Origin of the sequence: Collinsella sp. AM38-1BH, assembly GCF_003467545.1 — a bacterium.
Classification (GTDB): domain Bacteria; phylum Actinomycetota; class Coriobacteriia; order Coriobacteriales; family Coriobacteriaceae; genus Collinsella.
In genome coordinates, this window is the sequence record NZ_QSHC01000018.1 from 1,920 (window position 1) to 20,179 (window position 18,260).

The 18,260-nt window shown below is 60.3% G+C and carries 20 protein-coding genes; 1 reads left to right on the forward strand and 19 read right to left on the reverse strand.

All coding sequences use genetic code 11. The features are described 5' to 3' along the window. Positions 1 to 101 precede the first annotated feature (101 nt). The 3 genes from DW870_RS08155 to DW870_RS08165 all read right to left on the reverse strand — a co-directional run bounded on the left by DW870_RS08155 (position 102) and on the right by DW870_RS08165 (position 2,986). On the reverse strand, positions 102 to 1,502 hold the full coding sequence (locus tag DW870_RS08155; RefSeq protein ID WP_117877405.1) for a phosphoglucomutase/phosphomannomutase family protein: 1,401 nt from the start codon (positions 1,500 to 1,502) through the stop codon (positions 102 to 104). Positions 1,503 to 1,659: 157 nt separating this feature from the next. Next, the gene (locus DW870_RS08160) at positions 1,660 to 2,553 is read right to left on the reverse strand and encodes a homocysteine S-methyltransferase family protein (RefSeq protein ID WP_117877407.1); all 894 of its coding nucleotides are present in this window, start codon (positions 2,551 to 2,553) and stop codon (positions 1,660 to 1,662) included. A 10-nt stretch (positions 2,554 to 2,563) separates the two neighbouring features. After that, positions 2,564 to 2,986 carry a metal-dependent transcriptional regulator gene (locus tag DW870_RS08165; RefSeq protein WP_040359600.1) on the reverse strand — a complete coding sequence of 141 codons (423 nt, stop codon included), beginning with the start codon at positions 2,984 to 2,986 and terminating at the stop codon, positions 2,564 to 2,566. 120 nt (positions 2,987 to 3,106) lie between these two features. On the opposite strand from DW870_RS08165, the gene pepT reads away from it, so the two are divergent. Continuing rightward, positions 3,107 to 4,354: a peptidase T gene (gene pepT, locus DW870_RS08170; RefSeq protein WP_117877409.1), complete on the forward strand. Its 1,248-nt coding sequence runs from the start codon at positions 3,107 to 3,109 to the stop codon at positions 4,352 to 4,354. Between the two features lie 253 nt (positions 4,355 to 4,607). Here the strand turns inward: pepT and DW870_RS08175 are convergent, their stop codons facing one another. The 16 genes from DW870_RS08175 to DW870_RS09625 form a co-directional block, all read right to left on the reverse strand. Beyond that, positions 4,608 to 5,843 carry an LCP family protein gene (locus tag DW870_RS08175; RefSeq protein ID WP_006235722.1) on the reverse strand — a complete coding sequence of 412 codons (1,236 nt, stop codon included), beginning with the start codon at positions 5,841 to 5,843 and terminating at the stop codon, positions 4,608 to 4,610. 12 nt (positions 5,844 to 5,855) lie between these two features. Continuing rightward, positions 5,856 to 7,139, reverse strand: a complete 1,284-nt coding sequence (murA, locus tag DW870_RS08180) for a UDP-N-acetylglucosamine 1-carboxyvinyltransferase (protein ID WP_117877411.1) — start codon at positions 7,137 to 7,139, stop codon at positions 5,856 to 5,858. An 88-nt stretch (positions 7,140 to 7,227) separates the two neighbouring features. Then, a complete protein-coding gene (gene atpC, locus DW870_RS08185) occupies positions 7,228 to 7,620 on the reverse strand; it encodes an ATP synthase F1 subunit epsilon (RefSeq protein ID WP_006235718.1) in 393 nt (130 codons plus the stop codon). Positions 7,621 to 7,623: 3 nt separating this feature from the next. Beyond that, positions 7,624 to 9,078 carry a F0F1 ATP synthase subunit beta gene (atpD, locus tag DW870_RS08190; RefSeq protein ID WP_006235717.1) on the reverse strand — a complete coding sequence of 485 codons (1,455 nt, stop codon included), beginning with the start codon at positions 9,076 to 9,078 and terminating at the stop codon, positions 7,624 to 7,626. Further along, the gene (gene atpG, locus DW870_RS08195; RefSeq protein WP_006235716.1) at positions 9,078 to 9,986 is read right to left on the reverse strand and encodes an ATP synthase F1 subunit gamma; all 909 of its coding nucleotides are present in this window, start codon (positions 9,984 to 9,986) and stop codon (positions 9,078 to 9,080) included. The genes atpD and atpG overlap by 1 nt, the downstream gene beginning before the upstream one ends. A 5-nt stretch (positions 9,987 to 9,991) precedes the next feature. Then, the gene (gene atpA / locus DW870_RS08200) at positions 9,992 to 11,590 is read right to left on the reverse strand and encodes a F0F1 ATP synthase subunit alpha (protein WP_035138794.1); all 1,599 of its coding nucleotides are present in this window, start codon (positions 11,588 to 11,590) and stop codon (positions 9,992 to 9,994) included. Then, complete coding sequence (locus DW870_RS08205) at positions 11,590 to 12,066, reverse strand: FoF1 ATP synthase subunit delta (RefSeq protein WP_006235713.1); 477 nt, start codon at positions 12,064 to 12,066, stop codon at positions 11,590 to 11,592. The genes atpA and DW870_RS08205 overlap by 1 nt, the downstream gene beginning before the upstream one ends. After that, positions 12,056 to 12,658 carry a F0F1 ATP synthase subunit B gene (gene atpF, locus DW870_RS08210; RefSeq protein WP_006235712.1) on the reverse strand — a complete coding sequence of 201 codons (603 nt, stop codon included), beginning with the start codon at positions 12,656 to 12,658 and terminating at the stop codon, positions 12,056 to 12,058. The genes DW870_RS08205 and atpF overlap by 11 nt, the downstream gene beginning before the upstream one ends. Before the next feature lie 15 nt (positions 12,659 to 12,673). Then, positions 12,674 to 12,868, reverse strand: coding sequence for an ATP synthase subunit C (locus DW870_RS08215; protein WP_022094262.1), 195 nt, complete (start codon positions 12,866 to 12,868; stop codon positions 12,674 to 12,676). Positions 12,869 to 12,992: 124 nt separating this feature from the next. Beyond that, entirely contained in the window at positions 12,993 to 13,796 is an 804-nt protein-coding gene (gene atpB, locus DW870_RS08220; RefSeq protein ID WP_022094263.1) for a F0F1 ATP synthase subunit A, read from the reverse strand. A gap of 3 nt (positions 13,797 to 13,799) precedes the next feature. Then, complete coding sequence (locus tag DW870_RS08225) at positions 13,800 to 14,111, reverse strand: hypothetical protein (protein WP_117877413.1); 312 nt, start codon at positions 14,109 to 14,111, stop codon at positions 13,800 to 13,802. Between the two features lie 281 nt (positions 14,112 to 14,392). After that, positions 14,393 to 15,040, reverse strand: coding sequence for a uracil phosphoribosyltransferase (upp, locus tag DW870_RS08230; RefSeq protein ID WP_040359658.1), 648 nt, complete (start codon positions 15,038 to 15,040; stop codon positions 14,393 to 14,395). Positions 15,041 to 15,163: 123 nt separating this feature from the next. Further along, positions 15,164 to 16,705: a glycerol kinase GlpK gene (gene glpK / locus DW870_RS08235; protein WP_117877415.1), complete on the reverse strand. Its 1,542-nt coding sequence runs from the start codon at positions 16,703 to 16,705 to the stop codon at positions 15,164 to 15,166. Positions 16,706 to 16,718: 13 nt separating this feature from the next. Then, entirely contained in the window at positions 16,719 to 17,462 is a 744-nt protein-coding gene (locus tag DW870_RS08240) for an L-threonylcarbamoyladenylate synthase (RefSeq protein ID WP_117770548.1), read from the reverse strand. A gap of 134 nt (positions 17,463 to 17,596) precedes the next feature. Beyond that, positions 17,597 to 18,088, reverse strand: coding sequence for a type II toxin-antitoxin system HicB family antitoxin (locus DW870_RS08245; RefSeq protein ID WP_147333371.1), 492 nt, complete (start codon positions 18,086 to 18,088; stop codon positions 17,597 to 17,599). Then, positions 18,055 to 18,240 (reverse strand): type II toxin-antitoxin system HicA family toxin, encoded by a 186-nt coding sequence (locus DW870_RS09625; RefSeq protein WP_089573106.1) that lies wholly within the window; start codon positions 18,238 to 18,240, stop codon positions 18,055 to 18,057. The genes DW870_RS08245 and DW870_RS09625 overlap by 34 nt, the downstream gene beginning before the upstream one ends. Positions 18,241 to 18,260 lie beyond the last annotated feature (20 nt).

Here is an 18,260-nt window from a genome sequence, read left to right on the forward strand (position 1 = left end):
CTGGGCGTACACATTTCCTACACATTTTGGGATCCGACTAACGTTTGCCAGCCGTTACCTACCGCTCGCCGAGCATCTCTTTATATAAGGCAGTCTCATGGTTAAAGCGGATACGTCCCCCTAGCTAAAGCACAGCCAGCATCGAGCAACTCATCACGTTCTTCCACCGAGAACCCCTCGGCGTAGACGCGCACCACTGGTTCGGTCCCGCTAGGACGGACCAGCAGCCACGTGTCATCCTCGAATGCCAAACGCAAGCCATCCATATGACTAACGTTTTGCGGCACCTTGCCACAAATCGACTTGGGGTTTACGCCCGGCAGCAGGGTTCGTAACGTTTCGGCATCTTCGGCCTCAAGGCGCAAATCCCGTCGACCGTAACTCGTCTTACCAAAACTGTCCTCGATTTGGTCGACCAGAACGCCCAAAGGCGCGTCCGTCTTTGCCATGAGCTCACACAGAACCAGACAGGCGAGGATTCCATCGCGCTCGGGCATATGCGCGGCGATGCCGATACCACCGGCTTCTTCGCCGCCTATGAGGACGCCGCCCTTCTTCATCTCCGCCGCTATATATTTGAAACCGACTGGTTTGACGGTCACGCGGCAGCCAAGCGCCTCGGCAATGCGACGCACGAGCGTCGAGCATGAAAGATTGACGACGACGCGCCCATCCAAATTACGAAATTGAACCAAGTCGCCCAAAACGAGCGCCATGATCTGATGCGGATGTATATATCTGCCGCGCTCGTCAACCGCGCCGATACGGTCGGCGTCGCCGTCGGTCACCAGGCCAGCGCAAGCTCCGTCCTCGATAACCGTGCGCTCGCAAGCGTCCACCCAAGGCTCAACGGGGTCGGGGCAGATATCTTCTTGGTCAGACGCCTGCCCGGCGTGAATCTCGTGCACCTCAACGCCAAGCTCGCGCAGCAAGTCGGCTAGATAGCCCTGGGCTGCGCCGCCCATGGGATCGACAACCACGCGCAGGTGCGCGGCGCGGATGGCTTCGGCATCGACAAATGATGCCACCGCCTGCATATAGTCAGGAATGATATCCGCGGTGCGATATTGCCCCTCGATCCCCATTGGCTCGGGAGCCATGGTCTCTTCGAGCTCTTCGATGACATCCTGGTTGGCGGTCGAGCCGTCACCCATGCGAATCTTGAGGCACAGATAACCCTGCGGATGATGGGACCCCGTCACCATGAGCGCGCCGCACGCCTCACCGTCATAAGCCGCCGCCCACGTAAGGGCAGGGGTCGGGACAGGTCGCGAAGCGAGCACGGCGTCCAGCTCGTGCGCTGCTAGCACGCCCGCCGCAAGCTCAGCGAACTCGCGCGCCAGGGGCCGGGTGTCGAACCCTATATATACCGTTTTGCCCGGATTGGTCTTTTGCCACAACTCGCCGACGGCATCGGCGATACGGGCAACGTTATCGGCAGTGAAGTCCTCATCGACGCGAGCGCGCCAACCGTCAGTTCCAAAATGAATTATCGCGCACACGCGCAGACACCTCACAGTGTTTGGATCATGGTACGCATGGGGTATACCCGCAACATGCACTCGGCAACCTGCCGGCACCAGCATTCACCATTTGGGCAAATGCTGCCGAGAACATGCAGGCAATAAAAAACCGCCCCGTATGGAGCGGTTTTGCCCTTTATATATCGAGCGCCTCGGCCATCGCTGCCGTAGTGATTGCCGTGGTTCCACAGCAACTGCCCACCATTGCGGCACCGGCATGTCTCCATTCGATGCATGCGCGCGCGAAAGCTTCGGGGTTCTCGTGCCATACGGGGCCATCCTGAGTCTGGACCGGATCGCCTACGTTGGGACGCACCGTGACGGGAGTAGTCGCCGATGCAACCATCCTGGGCACCGCCGCGTTCGCAGCCGAAAGCGAACAGCAATTAACACCAACCGAGTTTGCGCCGTGTTTTTCGGCGTACAAAACGGCTGCCTCGATGTTGAGGCCATCGCCTAGCAGGTCGCCTTTTTCGTCAACGACAAAACTCACCAGAACAGGCATGCCGTCGGCGGCATCTCGAGCGCCGGCAAGCATGGGCTGCAAATTACGGATAGACGTCACCGTCTCGATCAGCAGACCGTCAACGCCAGCATTGAGCAAGGCGTGCGCCTGTTCGCGCGCAATGCCGCGGATTTCACGATACTCGGCAGAGTCCTCGGCAAACCACTCAATACCGATCGGGCCCATCGAGCCCAGCAGCAGCTGAGGGTGCGCCTGGCGGGCATCGTCGACGGCCCCGCGATTGACCTCCGCCACGGACGGCGCAATCTGGTCGTGTTTGAGGGCATAGCTTGATGCCTGAAAGGTGTTGGTAATGAGCACCTGCGCGCCGGCGGCGACATACAAGCGATGGATACGAGAAACGGTCTGCGGCTCTGCCAGATTCCAAAACGCCGGTGGAATGTCGGCGGCATCGTACTCACTCAACAAAACACTGCCCATGGGGCCCTGCGCCAACAGGGTCTCGCTCGACAAGCGGCGCGTAAGCTCCTCGGCACCAAAGCGGTTGTAATAACTCGTATCCATATATATCCCGCTATTCCTCGACGCTGATTCCCTGCTTTTCGAGATAGGCGAGCCAGCGGCTCATCGTGTCCTCGGATAGCGCATGCTCCATCATGCAGGCCTCGGAATCGGCTCGCTCAAATTCGACACCGAGCTCCTGAACCAAAAACGTGCGGATGAGGCGATGACGGTACCAGATAGCCGTGCCAACCTCGCGGCCGCGATCGGTCAGGATTACCTTGCCGTAGTGCGATTGCTCGACAAGCTCGGATGCCTTGAGCGCCGAAACCGCTTTATTGACCGATGCCTTGGAGACGCCAAGGCGCTGCGCGATGTCGACCGATCGCACGCCGTTGGTTTCCCCCTCTTCGCTTTCAATGCGAACCATGCACTCCAAGTAGTCTTCGTTCGCCACCGTCAGATGTAGTTCGCGCGAGCTATTTGTCGTATCCATGATCTTCCGTCCCTTCTGCATTCAATGGCTGATTCTACCCCATCCAAGCGTCGCGGTATGCCGTGGCATACCGTGCTAGAGTTCTTGTTGCACACGACGACCAAGATTGGAGCGGTCTTTATGGAAAACACCACCACGAACCCCGATGTCCTCGAGCGCTTTTTGCGCTACGTCCAGATCAACACGCAGTCCGAGGATGCAAACTGCGACCAGGTACCCTCGAGCGCCGTTCAGTTTGACCTTGCCAACGTGCTGGCTAAAGAGCTGCGCGAGCTTGGTGCGGAAGATGCCCACGTGACCGAGCACGCCTATGTCTGCGCGCATATCCCCGCAAGTGCGGGCGCTGAGGACAAGCCCGCCCTGGGCCTGATCGCCCATCTCGACACCACCGAAGTTGCACCGGGTGCCGGCGTGAAACCGCACATCGTACACTACGAAGGCGGCGACCTGGTCTGCGGCACGGTTGACGGTAAGCCCGTTGCCATGAGTACCGCCAAGCTTCCCGCCCTGAACGACCTCGCGGGTGAGGACCTGGTCTGCAGCGATGGCACCACGCTGCTGGGCGCGGACGACAAGGCAGGCGTCGCCGAGATCATGTCACTTGTCGCGCGTATCGCTCAGGACCCCTCTCTGCCCCATCCCGCACTCGGCATTTGCTTCTGCCCTGACGAGGAGATCGGCCACGGAGCCGAGCTGCTGGACATCGATACCTTTGGCTGCAAGTACGCCTACACGGTCGACGGCGGCCCCATCGGCGAGCTGGAGTGGGAGTGCTTCAATGCCGCCGAGGTGACCGTCCGCTTTGAGGGCCAGTCCATCCACCCGGGCGACGCCAAAGGCCGTATGGTCAACGCAGGCAATCTGTTCTGCGACTTCAACGCGTTGCTCCCCTACGTGCAGCGCCCGGAGTATACGGAAGGCTACGAGGGCTTTTATCACCTTGAGGGTGTATCTGCGACCGTCGATCACGCCACAGCGCGTTATATCGTCCGCGACCATGACGCCGCCAAGTTCCAGCAGAAACTCGACCTTATTGATGCCGCCGCCTCGATGCTCAACCAGCGTCTGGGTGAGAGGCGCGTGACGGTCGAGATTAAGCAGCAGTATCGAAATATGGCCGAGATCGTTCGTGACTATCCCGAGCTTATTGATGTTGCCAAGGAAGCCTACCTTGCCTGCGGCGTTGAGCCCCAAGTGCTGCCGATTCGCGGCGGCACCGACGGCGCCCAGCTGTCGTTCCGCGGTCTGCCCTGCCCCAACCTTTCCACCGGCGGCTATTGCTACCACGGCATCAACGAGTTCGTCCCGGTCAGTTCGCTCGTCAAGATGACCGACGTGCTCCAGGAGCTCGTCGCCCGCTTTGCATAAGGAACTCGAACAATCTAGGTAAGCAAAACCGCCCCGTCCTCAAAACCGAGAACGGGGCGGTTTTTGGTGCAAGGGGAGTAGTCAGCACCGCAGGTTGAGCCAACTTCAGCGAGCGACGTCCAAGGCGAACAAGTTGGCATGAAAAAGGCAGGGCATTGACCTTCTGGTCATGTCCTGCCTTTTGAATGACAAATTGTCGCCTTGGGCGGCGCGCAGCGTCGAGCCGTTACGGCGTTTGGTAAAACGCCGTAACTTAGTAGTTGGCTTCGTAGCCGTTGCCGTCGCCGGTCGGCTCTTCGTAGTAGTCCGAATCGCTCGAATCGCTTGAGTCATCGGAATCGTCAGAGCTGACCGATGAGGTTGCGGTACCGTTTGCGTAGTCGTCAGACGTGTTGTTGTTCAGGTCGCCGATCGTAGAGCTGGAACCGTCGGAAAGACCCATGGTGTTGGGACCCTTGGGATCCTTGCCGGCATCGACGCGCTCCATCATTTCCTTGAGCTCGTCCTCGTAGACAAAGACGTAGCTCACACCGTCGATCATGGTGCTGTCGTCGGCGTACGAGGGCAGGTTGGCCGAGTAGATACCGTCGACATCCATACCGCGCATGGCGTTGACCGTAGCCACGATATCCTGAACGCTCATATCGGTTACAAGCATATCGGACAGCGAATTAACCAGGCCAAAGATCTTCGTGGCATCGAAGTTATTGAGAATCTGGTTGGCAAGGGCGCCGAGCACCTGACGCTGGTGGCGCATGCGCGTGTAATCGCCGTCGGCATAGGTGTAGCGGCAGCGGGCATAGGTAAGGGCGGTGGCACCGTCCATATGCTGCTGGCCAGCGGTAATCTTGATATCCAGGTGCTCGGGGTCGTCAACATCATCGGTTGCGTTAATGTCGATACCGCCAACCGAATCAATCAGCGCCTGCATACCGTCGAAGCTGACCTCGGCATAGTGGGAAATCTGAACACCGCATAGCTCGTTGACCGCCTCGACCATGGCCTCGGCGCCGCCAACGGTATGGCAGGCGTTGATCTTCATGGTCTCGCCCTTGTACTCGACCTTGGTGTCGCGCGGAACGGAAATGAGCGTCGCCTGCTTTTGCGTGGGGTCGATGCGTGCCAGGATAATCGAGTCGGCACGATACGTATCCTCGCCCGGACGGCCGTCAGTGCCAAGAAGCAGCACGTAGAACGGATCCTTAGCCTCATCGGTGTCAACCAGAACCCGACGCAGATTGTCGGTAATGACATTAGAATCGCCGAGCTTGCCCATAATGGTGGCAAACCACAGGCCGGCGGCAGTCGTAGCGCTCAGCAGCACGCCAAGCACGACAATGAGCGCGACGTGACGAATCGTGTGGCTACGACGACGTTGACGAGCGCGCTCGGAATAGCGAGCCACGTTATCGCGACTGTAGATCTTGGCCTGCGCACCAGTTGAGGGTCTTCGGGCGGTAGTATCCGCGAGGGGCTTTTTATTAAACATAGGCAACCTGTATTAGTAGATGACGGGATCGGGGACGGTAGCATGCTCGACATGCGCGCCAAGCGCCTGCAGCTTTTCGACAAACTGCTCGTAGCCGCGCTTGATGTGATGGATGGCCGAAACCTCGGTCGTCCCGTCGGCGATCAAGCCCGCTACGACGAGGGCCGCTCCGCCGCGCAGATCGGGCGAGGTAACCTGTGCGCCCGAGAAGCCCCTGACGCCATGAATCATGGCATGATGGCTCTCGATACGAATGTCGGCACCCATGCGCACCAGCTCAGAGGCAAACATAAAGCGATTCTCGAAGATGTTCTCGGTGATAACGGAGCTACCGTCGGCAAGGGCGGAGAGTACCATAATCTGCGCCTGCATGTCCGTCGGGAAGCCGGGGAACGGAAGCGTCTGGATGTCGACCGGCTTGATACGCTCGACACGGTTCACATGGACGCCATCCTCGACGCGCTCGCAGTCGATACCCATGAGCTCCATCTTCTTGAGCACCATGCCCAAGTGAATGGGGCAAAAGCCCGTGACATCGACACCGCGATCGTCGGCCATCAACGCACCGGCAACGATAAAGGTACCGGCCTCGATGCGGTCGCCCACTACGCGATGGGTAACAGGATGGAGCTCTTCCACGCCTTCGATAGTCACGACGGGCGTGCCGGCGCCAACAATCTTGGCGCCCATCTCGTTGAGCATGTTGGCGAGATCGACGATCTCGGGCTCGCGGGCGGCATTGTCGATAACCGTGGTACCCTGCGCGCGCACGGATGCCATAATGAGGTTCTCGGTCGCACCGACACTGGCAAACTCGAGCGTGACGGTGGTACCGCGCAGACCTTGGGGCGCATTAGCGTTGATGTAACCGTGGGCGGTATCGAACTCAACGCCCAGGGCCTCAAGACCAAGAATGTGCATATCGATCTTGCGAGCACCCAGGTTGCAGCCGCCCGGCATGGCGATCTTGGCGCGATGGAAGCGGCCCAGCAGGGGTCCCATGACGGCGGTGGAAGCACGCATCTTAGCGACGAGCTCGTAGGGGGCCTCCCAAGAATCGACCTGAGAGGTATCAATCTCGAGCGTGTGCTCGTCGAGAACATCGATCGTAGCGCCCATGCCCTTGAGCACCTTGCCCATCACGTGGACATCGGAAATATCGGGCACGTTCTGCAGCGTCGTTTTGCCCGGCGCCAGAAGCGTTGCCGCCATGAGTTTGAGTGCGGAGTTCTTGGCACCCGAGACGGGCACGGAGCCTCCGATGGCGTGGCCACCCTCAACGCGGATAATATCCAAGGTCTACCCTTTCAAAAAGCATGCCCGGGATGGCTGAGCCATCCCGGGCATGATGTGTTCGCAAATGGTCGAACGCTAAATCGTTTGACTATTGGGCAAGCTTGAGCTTACACCATGCGATTTCATTATAGAGGTAGGCGCGGCGTGCATCATCCTCCGACAAATTACCCAGCTTCTCTTCAAAACCTTGAATATCAGCTTTAAGCTTGTCGGCATCGACGGTCGCCAAATCGCAAGCGCGCTCGGCGAGAACGGTCACGACATCGTCCGCAACCTGGGCATAGCCGCCGGCCACGGCAAACGTGTGGTCGACAGTGCCCATGGCCTTATCGGAAACGCGAACGTAACCGCGGTCGATCGTGCAGATCTCGCTGGAGTGAGCAGGCAGAACGCCAAACTCGCCATCCGTGGACGGAATCGACACAAACGCAGCGTCGCCCTCATAGGCGCAGCTCACGGGGCACACGATGCGGATACGCATAACCTACTTCTCCCCCATCTTGCGGGCGCGCTCGCGCACGTCCTCAATCGTGGAAGCATAGCGGAAAGCCTGCTCGGGCAGGTCATCGGCCTTGCCGTCGACAATCTCGGCGAAAGAGCGGACGGTATCCTCGACGCGGACGTAGACACCGGGGTTGCCGGTGAACTTCTCGGCGACGTGGAAGGACTGCGAGAGGAACTGCTGAATCTTACGGGCACGGTTGACCGTAAGGCGCTGCTCCTCGGACAGCTCGTCCATACCCAGAATGGCGATGATGTCCTGAAGGTCGGAGTACTCCTGCAGGAGCTCCTGGACCTTGACGGCGACACGGTAGTGCTCCTCGCCGACGATCGAGGGATCGAGAGCGTCGGAGGAAGATGCGAGCGGGTCGATAGCCGGGAACAGGCCGAGCGACGAAATGCTACGCGAAAGAACCGTGGTGGCGTCGAGGTGCGTAAACGTCGTGGCAGGCGCCGGGTCGGTCAGGTCGTCTGCGGGGACGTAGACAGCCTGGACGGAGGTAATGGAGCCCGTCTTGGTCGAGGTAATGCGCTCCTGGAGGTCGCCCATCTCGGTTGCCAGCGTGGGCTGGTAACCAACGGCGGACGGCATACGGCCCAGCAGTGCGGAAACCTCGGAACCTGCCTGGGAGAAGCGGAAGATGTTGTCGATGAACAGCAGAACGTCCTGGCCACGATCGCGGAAGTACTCAGCGGTGGTAAGGCCGGCCAGACCGATGCGCAGACGCGCTCCGGGCGGCTCGTTCATCTGACCATAGACCAAGCAGGTCTTGTCGATAACGCCAGACTCGCTCATCTCGAGGAACAGGTCGGTGCCCTCGCGGGTACGCTCGCCGACGCCGGTGAACACCGAGGTGCCGCCGTGCTCCTGGGCGAGGTTGTTGATGAGCTCCTGAATCAGAACGGTCTTGCCGACGCCGGCGCCGCCGAACAAGCCTGTCTTGCCGCCACGGATGTAGGGCTCGAGCAGGTCGACGGCCTTGATGCCGGTCTCGAAGATCTCGGTCTTGGTGGTGAGCTCGTCGAAACGGGGCGCTGCATGGTGGATGGGGTAGAACTCCTCCACCTCGGGCATGGGCTTGCCGTCGACGGGCTTGCCCATGACGTTCCAAATGCGGCCGAGCGTCTTGGGGCCGACCGGCATCTTCATGGGCTCACCGGTATCGGTGGCGATGAGGCCGCGCTGCAGGCCGTCGGTCGAGGACATGGCGACCGTGCGGACGACGCCGCCCGGAAGCTGGCTCTCGACCTCGAGGATCGTGCTCAGGTGACCGATCGGGGTCTCGGCCTCGACCGTGAGCGCGTTGTAGATCGGGGGCACCGCGCCGTCAAACTTGACGTCGACGACAGGGCCGATGATTCGCACGATGCGACCATCACCGGCAGTCGTCTTCTTGGTGGCTTCCTCGACCGCAAGCTTTACGGTGTTATTAGCCATTACTGTTCCTCCAATGCTGAGGCTCCGCCGACGATCTCGTTAATCTCGGTCGTGATCGAAGCCTGGCGCACGCGACTATACGTGCGGGTAAGGGTCGAGATGATCGCGGTGGCGTTTTCCGTCGCGGAGTGCATGGCCTTGCGGCGTGCACCCTGCTCGGCAGCCGCCGAATCGATCAGGGCCTGGTAGATGACCGTCAGGATATAAGACGGCACAAGCTTGCCGAGAACATGCTCGGGAGAGGGCACGAACTCGAACGTGGACGAGATGCGCTTAGGGGCGTCGGTCTCGTTCTTACGCGGACCGTGGGCCATAGCGATCATCTCGGGGTCGAGCGGCAACAGATGCTCGACGCGAAGCTCCTGATCAACGCGGTTCTTGGCGTGGTGGTAGACAAGCTCGACACGGTCAAGCTCACCGGCACGATACGCATCGCAGATATGAGAGGAGATCATGCGGGCCTGATTGAAATCGGGCTCAGAGGAGTTGCCCTCAAAGTGCATGACGACGTTTGCGCGGTCACGGAAATACGTGGCCGGTTTGCGCCCACACGCGATGATCTCGCACTCGATGCCGTCGTTCGCCCAAGAAGCGGCGAGCTTTTCGGCCGTGCGCTCCACCGTCGTATTGAAACCGCCGGCAAGGCCGCGGTCCGAGGCAATAACGACAATCAGACCATGCTTGACGCTCTCATGCTTCTGCAGCATGGGATCGGTGCCCGAACAGGAGGCGTCGCCGGCGACCGTCAACATGACGTCGGTCAGCGCCTCCTTATAGGGCTCGGCCTGCTTGGAGCGATCGAGGGCACGACGGATCTTGGCCGTAGAGACCATCTCCATCGTGCGCGTGATCTGCTTGGTCGTGGTAACCGAGGAGATTCGCTTCTTAATGTCGCGAAGGTTGGCCATGGGGCTTAGTTCTCCTCTGATCCAGAAACATCCGAATGGTGCTTGGCCATGAACTGCTGCTTGAAGTCGCCGATGACGCGCAAGAGCTCAGCCTTGGTGTCATCATCGATCTTCTTGGCGCGAACCTTGTCGAGCAGCGAGCCAAAGCCATTGTCCATGTACTCGATGAGCTCGGCACGGAAAGGCAGCACGTCGGCAATCTCCAGGTCATCCAGGAAGCCCTCGTTGCCAGCGAACAGCGTAACGATCTGCTCGCCAACCTCAAACGGCTTGTAACGCGGCTGCTTAAGGAGCTCAGTCATGCGAGCGCCGTGGGTAAGCTGCTTTTGCGTGGCCTCGTCGAGGTCGGAGCCGAACTGCGTAAAGCCGGCGAGCTCCTGGTACGAAGCAAGGTCCAGACGGAGGTTGCCGGCGACCTGCTTCATGGCCTTGGTCTGTGCGTCGCCACCGACGCGGGACACGGAAATGCCCACGTCGACTGCCGGGCGCTGGCCCTGGAAGAAGAGCTCGGACTGCAGGTAGATCTGACCATCGGTAATGGAAATGACGTTGGTCGGAATGTAGGCCGAGACGTCGCCGTCCTGGGTCTCGATGATCGGCAGCGCCGTCATGGAGCCGTAGCCGTTCTTCTTGGACATCTTGACGGCACGCTCGAGCAGACGAGAGTGCAGGTAGAAGATGTCGCCAGGATAGGCCTCGCGTCCGGGCGGACGATGCAGCGTCAGCGACATCTGACGGTAGGCCACGGCCTGCTTGGACAGGTCATCGTAGATGACGAGCACGTGGCCGCCGGGGTTGGTCTCGCTAGCGGGCTTGCCGTCCTCGCCGTTGTACATGAAGAACTCGCCGATAGCGGCACCGGCCATAGGCGCGATGTACTGCATAGGGGCGGAATCGGCAGCGGTGGCCGAAACGATGATGGTGTAGTCGAGCGCGCCGTGCTGAGCGAGGGTCTCGCGGATGTTGGCAACCGTGGAGGCCTTCTGGCCGATGGCGACATAGATGCAGACCATGCCCTTGCCGCGCTGATTGAGGATAGCGTCGATGGCGATGGCGGTCTTACCGGTCTTACGGTCGCCGATGATGAGCTCACGCTGACCACGGCCGATAGGCACCATGGAGTCGATGGCCAACAGACCGGTCTGAACCGGCTCGCACACCGGGGTACGGTCGATAACGCCGGGGGCCTTGAACTCGATGGGGCGACGGTGCGTGGCGACGATGTCGCCCAGGCCGTCGATGGGCTGGCCGAGCGGATTGACGACGCGGCCGAGCATGGCGCGGCTCACGGGGATATCCATAATGCGGCCAGTGGTGCGGCACTCGTCGCCTTCCTTGATGGAGTCGACGGCACCAAACAGAACGGCGCCGACCTCGTCACGGTCAAGGTTCTGGGCAAGGCCGAAGACGGTCTCACCGGTATCGGAGCTCTTGAACTCCAGAAGCTCGCCTGCCATGGCGCTCTTGAGGCCGGAGACGCGCGCGATGCCGTCGCCTACCTCGTCGACCGTTGAAACCTCATGCGTATCGACCGTCGCGGAGAGGCTCGTGAGCTGCTCCTGCAGTTTCTTGGCGATATCCTGGGCATTGAGGGTTTCGGACATTAGGCTTCACCTCCGTACGAATTAGCAGAGTTTGCGAGGGTCTCCTGCGCGATGCGCAACTGCGTCTTGACGGAAATGTCACGACGCTCGCCGCGGGCCTCGAGCACCAGGCCGCCCACGATAGACGGGTCGACCTGCTCGATAAGGAATACCTTGCGGCCGAAGTCCTGCTCGCATTTCTTAGTGATGGTTTGACGCAGCTCGTCGTCGAGCGGGATCGCCGTGGTGACGGTCACGCCCACTACATCCTCGTCTTCCTCGGCAACATACTTAAAGGCAGCTGCCACCTTGGGAAGAAGGTCGAGCTGGTCGCGCTTGGACATGGTGTCGAGCACGGCGATGATCTCAGGGCTGGCGCTAGCCAGACGCTCGATCATCTCGAGGTCCTCGAACACATGGTTCTCGGCCTTAGCGGCTTCCAGAAGGGAGCGCGCGTAGGTCTCGAGCACCTTGTCCTGATAGCGGCTAGTCGGCATTCAGGCTACCTGCTTCCTGGATGTAGCGCTCGATGAGCTTCTTCTGCTCGGCATCGTCCTCGAGTGCCTCGCCCACGATCTTGGTGGCGACGGCAACGGACAGGTCGGCGATGGAGCTCGCGGCACCGGCGTAGATGGACTTGCGCTCGTCCTCGACGGTCGTATGGGCCTTGGCGATGATCTCCTCGGCCTCCTTGTGGGCAGCCTCGATGATACGGGCGCGCTCGGACTCGGCGTCCTTACGGGCCTCGAGAACAATGTCGGCAGCCTGACGACGGGCGTCGGTGACGATCGAGTCGGACTCAGCGCGCTTGGCGATAGCCTCCTGCTTGGTCTTCTCGGCCTCGTCGAGGCTCTCCTCGATCTTCTTGCCGCGCTCCTCCATGGTTTTCATGATGCCCGGCAGGGCGACCTTGGCCAGCACGATCCAGATAATCAGGAAGGCGATAAGCGCCGGGATGAACTCCGCCATCTTAGGGATGAGGATGTCCGCACCGGCAGCGCCGTCCTCAGCGAACGCGGAAACCGGCATGAGCAGCGCGGCCGCGGACGCGGAGAGTGCGATCGCGCTCTTCTGGGATGAAAGATTCATACTTGACGCTCCGTGCTATTTAACGATCAGCGCGACAACGAAGCCGATCAGAGCCAGAGCCTCGCCGAAGGCGGAGCCCATGATGAAGACGGTGAACACGCGGCCCTGGACCTCAGGCTGACGGGCCATAGCACCCGTAGCACCCAGAGCAGACAGGCCGATAGCAAGACCAGCGCCGATAACACCGAGACCGTAACCGATAACTCCCACGATTCCTCCTTTGTCGTGCGTGTCTTATTTCACGCAGGATAACCTTTTTATAACTGCCGGGCTCCATGGGTACGGGCACCGGCGGTTTAACGAATTGCCTTACCTTTAAGGCGCGAACGGAAGACTACTCCTCCTCCGCGACCTCCTCTGCCTCGGAGACATACACGGCGGTAAGAACCGTAAAGACGTAAGCCTGGATGGCACCGACCACAAGCTCGATCGCATAGATCAGGATGAGGATGGCAAGCCAGGCCAGCGAAGGCAGGGCGCCGACGGCGTGGGCCGCGGAAACCTGCTGAAGCAGCGGCTGCATGAACATGCTCGCCATGATGGCGAACGAGCCCATGACCACGTGTCCTGCGAACATGTTGCAGAATAGACGGACGGCGAGCGTGATGAGGCGCAGGAAGGTCGAGAAAAGCTCGACGACCCACACGAGCACGTTCATCGGGAAGCTCACGCCCTGCGGGGCGAGGCTCTTGATGTAGCCGATCACGCCGTGAGCCTTGCATCCGTAGTAGATGAAGTACACAAAGGCGAAGATGGCGAGCGCGGCGGTGGAGCCGATTGCACCGGTGCCGGGCTTCATTCCCGGGATCAGGCCGATCATGTTGTTGATCAGGATGAACAGGAAAAGCGAGCACAGGAACGGGAAGTGCTTCTTCCAGTTCTCACCCACGACGCCCTTGCCGATATCGTTCTCGACGTACTCGATGATGTACTCGAAACCGTTGACGAAGAAGCCCTTGGGAACCAGGGTCTGCTTCTTCTTGAACACGGCCAGGACGATCAGGAGCACGATCGTGGAGACGATCAGCCAAAACGAGTACTGCGTGATGCCGCAGCTCAGATCGCCCACGACAGGGGTGGAGCTGAACTCGCTGACCAGATGATTAATCTCATCAGGCAGCTTTTCAAAAATTTCCACGACTTACCTTTCGACCTCATGAGGATCTCGCAGCGCCTTGGCGACGCGAACCGTGCAGGCGGCCATAAAGGCCACGAAGCCGATCGCCTCGCCCAGGAGGAACATGCGAAATGCCTCTCCGAACAACACAAACACAATCAAGGTAAAGACGAGCAGGGCGATTGCCGAGACCGCCAGACTCACCATACCCTTGAGCATGTCCGCATTCTGTTTATCGTCAAGAACCGGCTTGAGCGTAAAGACAAAGGGAAGGAAGGCAATTGCGCCCGCGATGGCGCCTGCAACGATAGCGAGCAGATCGGCTATCTGAAACACTGGCGTCCTCACTTTCCTTTTTAACGCTTCACAGAACAGTTCCCGCCAAACATTGGTGACTATTGTACGAGCCAATCGCTAAAGTACAACCGAAAAAGCATCGGTTAATACGCACCTGTTCGTTTTCTTAAGACCTTCTTTATGCCGCAGGTACGGTAATACGTTTTTCTCGAACCCTGCAGGGCAAAACGTCCGTTAACAGGAGTGCGCGCGGTCGCCTTTTGTTCGTCCGCGCGCACCGTTTCTTCGTATTTGCAGCCGCGGTCGCCTTAGTCCAGCGACTAGAGCGTGCCGTAGATGCGGTCGCCGGCGTCGCCGAGGCCGGGAACGATGTAGGCAGCCTCGTTGAGATGGTCGTCGATGGCGCAGGTATAGATATGCACATCAGGGTCCTTCTCAGTCAGCGACTTGAGGCCCTCGGGGGCCGCGACGATGCACAGCATGCGGATGTCCTTGACACCGCGCTCGCGCAGGTAGCTAATGGCCATCTCGGCCGAACCGCCCGTGGCGAGCATGGGGTCGACGACCAGGCAGATGCGCTGGTCGATATCCTTGGGCATCTTGCAGTAATACTCGTGCGGCTCGTGGGTGACCTCGTCGCGCTCCATACCGATGTGGCCCACGCGAGCGGAGGGCACCAGGTCGAGGATGCCGTCGACCATGCCAAGGCCCGCACGCAGGATGGGCACGATGGCGAGTTTCTTGCCAGCAAGCTGTTTGAACGTGGCGGTAGTGATGGGGGTCTCGACCTCGACGTCTTCCATAGGCAGGTCGCGCATGGCCTCGTAGCCGTCAAAAAGCGCGAGTTCGCGCACGAGCTGACGGAACTGGTTGGTGCCGGTGTTTTTGTCGCGCAGGATCGACAGCTTGTGCTGGACGAGCGGGTGATCGACAAGCGTCACACGGGACGCATCGTAGGTGACGGTCATGGATTGATTGCCCCTTTCGTTGCGGCCGCAAAACGGCCTTGCTGACAAGGCGTGCAGCAATGTTGCCGCCGCACGCCATGCATTAGTTTAGCGGTTTGTTGTATCGAGCAGCCCATCGCAGCCCTACTGTGCGGTGCTGAGCGAGCGCCTGACTGCATCACGCCAGCCCGCAAGGTTTTGCTCGCGTCGCTCGGCGGACATGTGGGGAAGGAAGGTCCTAACGATCTGGGCATTTTGCTCCAGCTCCTCCAGGTCTTCCCAATAGCCGACGGCAAGACCCGCCAAGTACGCGGCACCGATTGCCGTGGTCTCCACCGTCTCGCATTGCAGCACGGGGATATCCAGCAGGTCGGCCTGGAATTGCATGATGAACTCGTTGCGCGAGGCACCGCCATCGACAGACAGGCGCTCGATCGAAAGCCCCACGTCCTGCTCCATGGCGCGCAGCACGTCGTAGCTCTGATATGCCATGGATTCGCAGGCGGCACGTACGATGGTCGCACGGCTCGAAGCGCCGGTCAGACCGCACACGATACCGCGGGCATGCGGGTCCCACCAGGGAGCGCCCAAACCCGCAAAGGCGGGAACGAAGTAGCAGCCCTCGTTGTCGCTAATCGAAGCGGCGAGTTGTGCCGACTCGCTCACGCTCGAGATGATGCCCATGTTGTTGCGAAGCCAGTTCATCGTTGAGCCGGCGGCAAAAATAGAGCCCTCGAGCGCATAGCTGACTTTGCCGTCCGCAGCGATACCGATGGTGGAGACCAGGCCATTCTTGGATTCGACGATCTCGTCGCCGGTGTTCATGAGCATAAAGCAGCCCGTGCCATAGGTGTTTTTGGTCTGGCCGGGACGGAAACAGCAGTGGCCGAACAGCGACGCCTGTTGGTCACCCGCCACGCCCATGATGGGCGGCATGTTGGTCATGATGTCGCTCGCGACGCGGCCGTAGTCGCCCGAGCTCCAGCGAACCTCGGGCATCATGGAACGTGGGACGTCAAAGAGCGCCAGCAGGTCGTCGTCCCAATCGAGCGTATGGATATTAAAGAGTGCCGTGCGGCTGGCATTGGTGTAGTCGGTGGCAAAGACCTGGCCGCCGGTGAGGTTGTAGATGAGCCAGGTGTCGATGGTGCCAAACATGAGGTCGCCCGCCGCCGCGCTCTCGCGTGCGCCGTCGACGTTGTCGAGAATCCACTGCACCTTGGAGGCCGAGAAATACGGGTCAAGCGTGAGTCCCGTGCGGGAGCGCACCAGCTCCTCGCAACCCTGTTCAACCAACGCGTCGATCGCCGGCGCGGTACGGCGGCACTGCCATACGATGGCGTTATAGATGGGCTGGCCGCTCACGCGGTCCCAGACCACCGTGGTCTCGCGCTGGTTGGAGATGCCGATGGCGGCGATGCGGTCAGAATGGATGCCGCTCTTAAACTGAACCTCCATCATCACGCCGATCTGGCTGGCAAGCACCTCCGTGGGATCCTGCTCCACCCAGCCGGGGCGCGGGAAGCTGGTTTTGACGCTACGTCGCGCCTGGGCAACGATGCAGCCGTATTCGTCGACAATGGCCGCGAGTACCGAGGTGGTGCCACAGTCGAGCGCCATGATGTAGGAACCGCCAAAGTTAAACGAGGCATCTTCCATGCCCAGGCTGCCCAGATTCAACGACATCGCTTACACCTTTCTATTGCATCGGGTCGGACAGGACCCGCTCGATCTCTGATGCGGGAAGTGCGCCTTGGCGTAGGATCTGGAGCCCGCCGTGCTGGAACGACACGATGGTCGAGGCGTCGCGACACGGGGTCTCACCGGCGTCGACGGCAACATCGACCCCCTCCAGGATGCGACCCTCGACGGCGGCAAAGCTTGCCGGCGAAGGCGCGCCGTGCGTGTTGGCGCTCGTGCAGGCAAGGGGACTGCCGCAGGCGCGGATGAGCGCTTGGACCACGGGAGAGGCCGAAGCGCGAAGTGCCACGGTGTCATCGGCAGCGCGCATAAAGGTCGGCACGCAGGGGGCTGCCTTGACCACGATAGTCAGGGCGCCCGGCCAGCATCGTCGCGCAAGTACGCGGGCATCTTCCGGGATATCCACGCCATAGCGGTCGAGTGCTTCGGCATTATCAACCAGCCAGGCGACCGTTTGGGTGAGTTTGCGCTGCTTGAGGGTAAAGATGCGGCGGTAGCCGGTACCGAGCGCAGGGACCGCGGCGCCATTGACGACAGCCTGCGGATCGCGCGGCCACGATGGGAATTCGCTTGTATCTTGGGGCACGGCGTCCGAGAAGGCGTTGACTGCCACGGCGACACCGTAGACGGTCTCGGTCGGGATCAAGGCCAGGCCGCCGCGGCCGAGCACCTCGGCCGTGCGCTCGACGGCGAGCCGATGCGGCTCGCGCGTTCCCTCGTATACCCGATAGACCGTCTGCATGTGTATGCCAGCCCCTTACGCTCTGGTGAAAGTTTGTTTACTGAGGGGCATTCTCGCACGAAACGTTCAACCTATTTGGCCAGAGTGCATGTTGGTTTGGTGAGCGGCTTTAGTAGTCGGTGAAAGTGAGGGGGTCATTGGACTGCGATGAACTTCTTTGGCCTGCCGGCGTGGCGTTTTTGGGCGGCGTAGCGCTCGATGCTGTCTATCGTTATCATCCGACGGCCGTCGACAAGTTCAACATCGAGCTTTCCGGCTTTGACCAGCGCGGTAATCCGCGGAGCGGAGACTTTGAGGTCCAGCGCTGCGTCTTTAAATGTTCGGCACGCCGCTTCCCGAGCGTCCTCGTGGTCGATTTCGACTGAAAGGGCCACGACCTCGGCCGAGCGTTCGTACCCTGCCGGAGTCAAACCGTTGTTGAGGTCGTCGGCCAAAAACGCCATCAGCGCCTCGGTGGCATGGGCAATCGCTTCTTCGCGCGTATCGCCATCGGCAAAAGCGCCGGGAATCTGCGGGAAGCTGGCGCAGTACCCGTCGTCTTCTTTTATGAGAACGCAGTCATAGGTAAATCGCTGCCTCATTTTGCCTCCAACTACCATCCAGCTTGGCGACGAATACTTGCCCACGTGCCCTTCTTTGGTCGATCACCACCAGAGCCGTTCACGGTGACAACACGGTCGCCAGAAACATACTTAGCATGACTACCGACTTGCGCGACCTTCACGAATCCATCGTGCTTGAGTAGGGCAATGATTTCCCGAAAGGTAGGAGGTTGCATGGGCCGACCTCTTTCAGCCG

Excerpts from the sequence above, each read along its gene's own strand:
- glpK (WP_117877415.1), bottom strand. The coding sequence starts at position 16,705 with ATGTCGTTGAATCTGGGCAGCCTGGGCATGGAAGATGCCTCGTTTAAC.
- atpF (WP_006235712.1), bottom strand. The coding sequence starts at position 12,658 with ATGAATCTTTCATCCCAGAAGAGCGCGATCGCACTCTCCGCGTCCGCG.
- DW870_RS09625 (WP_089573106.1), bottom strand. The coding sequence starts at position 18,240 with ATGCAACCTCCTACCTTTCGGGAAATCATTGCCCTACTCAAGCACGAT.
- atpD (WP_006235717.1), bottom strand. The coding sequence starts at position 9,078 with ATGGCTAATAACACCGTAAAGCTTGCGGTCGAGGAAGCCACCAAGAAG.
- atpA (WP_035138794.1), bottom strand. The coding sequence starts at position 11,590 with ATGTCCGAAACCCTCAATGCCCAGGATATCGCCAAGAAACTGCAGGAG.
- DW870_RS08165 (WP_040359600.1), bottom strand. The coding sequence starts at position 2,986 with ATGGATACGACAAATAGCTCGCGCGAACTACATCTGACGGTGGCGAAC.
- atpG (WP_006235716.1), bottom strand. The coding sequence starts at position 9,986 with ATGGCCAACCTTCGCGACATTAAGAAGCGAATCTCCTCGGTTACCACG.
- DW870_RS08160 (WP_117877407.1), bottom strand. The coding sequence starts at position 2,553 with ATGGATACGAGTTATTACAACCGCTTTGGTGCCGAGGAGCTTACGCGC.
- DW870_RS08205 (WP_006235713.1), bottom strand. The coding sequence starts at position 12,066 with ATGCCGACTAGCCGCTATCAGGACAAGGTGCTCGAGACCTACGCGCGC.
- pepT (WP_117877409.1), top strand. The coding sequence starts at position 3,107 with ATGGAAAACACCACCACGAACCCCGATGTCCTCGAGCGCTTTTTGCGC.
- DW870_RS08175 (WP_006235722.1), bottom strand. The coding sequence starts at position 5,843 with ATGTTTAATAAAAAGCCCCTCGCGGATACTACCGCCCGAAGACCCTCA.
- upp (WP_040359658.1), bottom strand. The coding sequence starts at position 15,040 with ATGACCGTCACCTACGATGCGTCCCGTGTGACGCTTGTCGATCACCCG.
- atpC (WP_006235718.1), bottom strand. The coding sequence starts at position 7,620 with ATGCGTATCCGCATCGTGTGCCCCGTGAGCTGCGCCTATGAGGGCGAC.
- DW870_RS08240 (WP_117770548.1), bottom strand. The coding sequence starts at position 17,462 with ATGCAGACGGTCTATCGGGTATACGAGGGAACGCGCGAGCCGCATCGG.